General features: G+C 53.9%; 6 protein-coding genes. 5 read left to right on the top strand and 1 reads right to left on the bottom strand.

Annotated elements, in window-relative coordinates; genetic code table 11:
- Positions 1 to 817 (top strand): helix-turn-helix transcriptional regulator (locus Q4C79_RS08410; protein WP_303090572.1); only part of this gene is annotated, 817 nt, incomplete at its 5' end.
- On the opposite strand, the gene Q4C79_RS08405 is transcribed toward Q4C79_RS08410, so the two are convergent.
- The gene (locus Q4C79_RS08405) at positions 795 to 1352 is read right to left on the bottom strand and encodes a YbhB/YbcL family Raf kinase inhibitor-like protein (RefSeq protein ID WP_303090571.1); all 558 of its coding nucleotides are present in this window, start codon (positions 1350 to 1352) and stop codon (positions 795 to 797) included. The genes Q4C79_RS08410 and Q4C79_RS08405 overlap by 23 nt on opposite strands.
- A gap of 198 nt (positions 1353 to 1550) precedes the next feature.
- Between Q4C79_RS08405 and Q4C79_RS08400 the strand changes: the two genes are divergently transcribed.
- From Q4C79_RS08400 to Q4C79_RS08385, 4 genes are all read left to right on the top strand, one after another.
- Positions 1551 to 2216, top strand: coding sequence for a YqiJ family protein (locus Q4C79_RS08400; RefSeq protein WP_303090570.1), 666 nt, complete (start codon positions 1551 to 1553; stop codon positions 2214 to 2216).
- Positions 2217 to 2263: 47 nt separating this feature from the next.
- Complete coding sequence (locus Q4C79_RS08395; RefSeq protein ID WP_303090569.1) at positions 2264 to 2428, top strand: hypothetical protein; 165 nt, start codon at positions 2264 to 2266, stop codon at positions 2426 to 2428.
- An 85-nt stretch (positions 2429 to 2513) separates the two neighbouring features.
- Positions 2514 to 3215, top strand: a complete 702-nt coding sequence (locus Q4C79_RS08390) for a hypothetical protein (RefSeq protein ID WP_303090568.1) — start codon at positions 2514 to 2516, stop codon at positions 3213 to 3215.
- A gap of 99 nt (positions 3216 to 3314) precedes the next feature.
- On the top strand, positions 3315 to 3981 hold a 667-nt coding region (locus tag Q4C79_RS08385), incomplete at its 3' end, for a flotillin family protein (RefSeq protein ID WP_303090567.1).

Raw genomic sequence — 3981 nt, 5'->3', positions numbered from 1 at the left:
CAGCGCGGGGAGTATGGTTCAGCACCGCAGGTTGCTGTATAGCCGTCTGATGGTGCAAGAATCAATGCTGATAAACGTGCAACGAGGCAGAAAAAGGTTGCGTTGGGCGGGGCATGAGCTGTTTGTTGAAGCAGGAGAAGCTGTTGTATTGGACGGCGGGCAGACTTTCGATGTGATTAACGAGCCTGATTCAGACGGCCTTTATCAGGCGCAGTGGATTGCTTTCGGGCAGACAGTGATAGAGCGTTTCGCCGCGCAATACGGTGCGGCAGAGAAAGCGGTACGCGATGCGGTAAAGCTGACGCACTATGAGAAAACGGCGGCATCGTTTGCCCATGCCGCCGGATTGCTGGCCGATGCTCATGCGCCTGCGGCGGCGGTGGAAACGGCGCTGCACGGTCTGTTGGCGTGGTTGCAGCATGAGGGCATCGGTTTTACAGTTTGCCAGCGCATCGACCTGATCCGCCAGATACGGAAAATGATTGCCGCGGATACGGCTTTTTTGTGGACAGCGGCGGAAGCAGCGGCAAGGTTGAATTTCAGCGAGACGACTTTGCGGAGGCGGCTGGCGCAGGAAAACACGTCGTTCCGCAGCCTGTTGATTGATGTGCGGATGATGCGGGCGCTGACGCTGTTACAGGTAACCGAATGGCCAGTGGAAAAAATCGCCGATGCCGTAGGCTACGAGAGCGCGTCGCGTTTTACCGCACGGTTTAAAGAGCGTTTCGGTTTTGTGCCGTCGGCGGTGCGCGGCGGCGAAACGGCGGCGGCTGAATACCGCCGCGGTGAGGTGGTTAACGTTGGTGTTCAACCGTAATTTTGGCTTCGCCCAAGCTGTTGGCTTTAGTGAAGAAACCGACTAGCGCAGGAGTGGCATCGGCTTTGATGGTTGGTAGTTTCTCCACTTTTAAAGCTGTAAGCGTGATTTCGTATCGGTGTTTGCGGCCTTCCGGTGGACAGGCTCCACCGTAACCGGGTATACCGAAATCAGTGCGGGTTTGCAATGCACCATTGGGTAGATTTTTACCTTTGGCAGTAATGCCAGCGGGCAGTTTTTTAACGGTGGCAGGTATGTTGGCTACTACCCAGTGTGTCCAACCCAAGCCGGTAGGTGCGTCTTTGTCGTAGATGGTTAGCACGAAACTTTTCGTGTCTGCCGGCGGATTTTCCCATGATAAAGCTGGAGAAGTGTTCCCACCTGAGCAGCCGAAGCCGTAAGGCGCACTCAAAAGTTGATGATTGCTGAAGCCGCCGTCTTTGTCAGGATTGTCAAATTTCAGGGTAAAAATACCTGTAGCAAAAGCAGTGGAAGAAAAGCCAAGGAAGGCTGCGGCAAGTATAACGTGTTTCATGATGGTTCTTTCTTATTCAAAGGGCATGAGAACGCTTAGTATAGGTGTTAAAGGCTGCAGAAAATGTGCCGAAACGATTGTTTATTGTGCCAGAACGGGCATATGTTTTCGGAAGAGTGGAAGTAGAAAATACAAAAGCTTTTGAAGCTGCCTCCTTCGGGGGCAAATGTAGCAACCGATAATCAACAAGGATAAAACATGTGGGATTTAATCAACGCGCCGCAAAACCTGATTTTCGGTGTCGCCATTATGCTGATGCTGCTGCTGGGATTTTTGGAGGTTTTATCGCTGCTGTTCGGCGGCGTCAACGATTGGGTGGACGGTATGCTGCCCGACAGCCTAACCGATGCGGCGCACCCCGAAGTGGGGCTGGATGCGGTGGATGCCGGCGTGTTTATCCGTTTTTTAAGCTGGCTGTATGTCGGCAAGATTCCGCTGCTAATGCTGATGGTGGTGTTTCTGGCGGTATTTGGCTTGTCGGGTTACTTGTTGCAAAACGTGTGGCACGGCATCTTCGGCTTTTATCTCAACGGCTGGTTGGCGGCGGTGGCCGTGTGGTTCGCCAGCCTGCCTCTGGTGCGGATGGTGGCGGGCGGCCTGTATAAAATCATGCCGAAAGACGAAACCACCGCCATCGAGCAGCAAAATTTAATCGGCCGCGTCGGCGTGGTGGTGCTCGGCGAGGCGCGCGCAGGCAGCCCGGCTGAAGTAAGGGTGAAAGACGGCTTCGGCCAGCAGCATTATGTGATGGCAGAGCCGGATGGCGAGGCGGTATTGAAACAGGGCGAGGCGGTGCTGTTGGTGTCGCTCTCGGGCAATACTTTTAAAGCGATTGCCAATCCGAGCGGCAGCTTGGTGGATTAAGCAGTGAAATATCCGGGCGCGTTGCTTATTTATGGTTATTTAGCCTGTTGTGCAAATGGCTGCTGCCGTGGCGCGGACCAATCGGCTGGCAGGCTTCCGATTGGCATGCGGAACAGATACGTTTTTATGCTTTGCTGGTTGGGATGGCGGGTACGCTGTTGGCGGTTTTATTGGTTTTGCTGGCATTAAGCCAATCAGGCTGGCTGACATAATGCCTGTCTGAAATACATTTAGGATTCAAGGGGAAAACGGATGTATCGGATCAACAGGGAATCCGGGCCGCAGCAAGGGCGCAAAATGTGGACCCGATTGGCCGCATTCGGCTTGCTGCTGATAGCCGGCATGATCGGTTTGTTTGTATTTTTGTTTGTTTTGCTGGTACTTCTTGGCGAGCTAGAGGTTGACGAGATTTCGCTGTTAATGTTGTTGTGGTTCGGTTCGGTGGCTTATCTTTGTATGCGTTTTGCCCGGCAGTTGAGCCGTAGCGGTTCGGAGCAGGCGGCCGTTTTGCCGGATACGAAATATGCAGTTGCGAAGTTGTGCATAGGTTCTGTTGTGTGGGGTTCGCTGGCGATCCTGATGTGGATTGCCGCCATGTTAGACTCCACGCCGGAAGGCAGCGCTGTTGTGGCGTTGTGTCTGAGTTGTACGATGCTTTTCGGTACCGCGGCGTATCAAAATATCCGGCTGCTGCATCGCCGGAACAGCGAGCGGAAACGGGCGGAAATTTTGCTCGGGGAAACCAAGCCGGCAGAGATAAGTGTGCTGGGCCTCAGCCTGCGGTTTGCCAAGTCACTGCTGTATTCGTTTGGCACGGTGGCTATTTGGGCTTTGCTCTATCATGTCTGGCAGCAAGGCTCGTTCCTTTGGGCGGTCGACGGCGTGTTGGGCGGAGCTTTATTGGTTCTGTCCGGTGTGTTGTCGGTATATGGCTGTAAAAGCTGGCAGCATTTCCTGAGAATGTTCCAGCACTATGCCGATCAACAGAAAAAATGGTAGTTGCTTGATGGGTATCGATGTTGTGCCGTATTCAGCGGCCGTGCATCGGAATGCCTGTCTGAAAATTTGTTCACTCACTAAAAGAAGAAAGGAAAATCCATGACTTTGATTTCTATCGCCAGCATTGCGGGCATTATTCTGGTCGGGCTGTTTGTACTCGGCCTGATCCTCACGCGCCTCTACCGGCGCGCCACTAAGGAAGTGTCGTTCGTGCGCACGGGCTTTGGCGGCGAGAAGGTGATTATGAACGGCGGGGCGCTGGTGTTGCCGGTGTTGCACGAGATTATTCCGGTGAACATGAACACGCTGCGTTTGGAAGTGCGCCGTGCCGCCGAGCAGGCGCTGATTACGCGCGACCGGATGCGGGTGGACGTAATGGCCGAGTTTTATGTGCGCGTGAAGCCTGTCGGCGAGAGCATCGCCACGGCGGCGCAGACTTTGGGCATGAAAACCATGTCGCCCGACCAGTTGAAAGAATTGGTGGAAGGCAAATTCGTTGATGCGCTGCGTGCGGTGGCGGCGGAAATGGCGATGGAGGAATTGCATGAAAAACGCGTGGATTTTGTGCAGAAAGTGCAGCAGTTCGTATCCGAAGATTTGTATAAAAACGGCTTGGAGCTGGAATCAGTATCGCTGACCGGCCTCGACCAAACCGATTTCAAATTCTTCAACCCGCAAAACGCGTTTGACGCGGAAGGTTTGACCCGCCTCACCGAAACCATCGAAGTGCGCCGCAAAAAGCGCAACGACATCGAGCAGGATACCG

It is taken from the genome of Neisseria sp., from assembly GCF_030523955.1.
In the GTDB taxonomy this organism is placed as follows: domain Bacteria; phylum Pseudomonadota; class Gammaproteobacteria; order Burkholderiales; family Neisseriaceae; genus Neisseria.
Note: the sequence above shows the minus strand (reverse complement) of the source record. Positions and strands in the feature narration are given on the sequence as shown.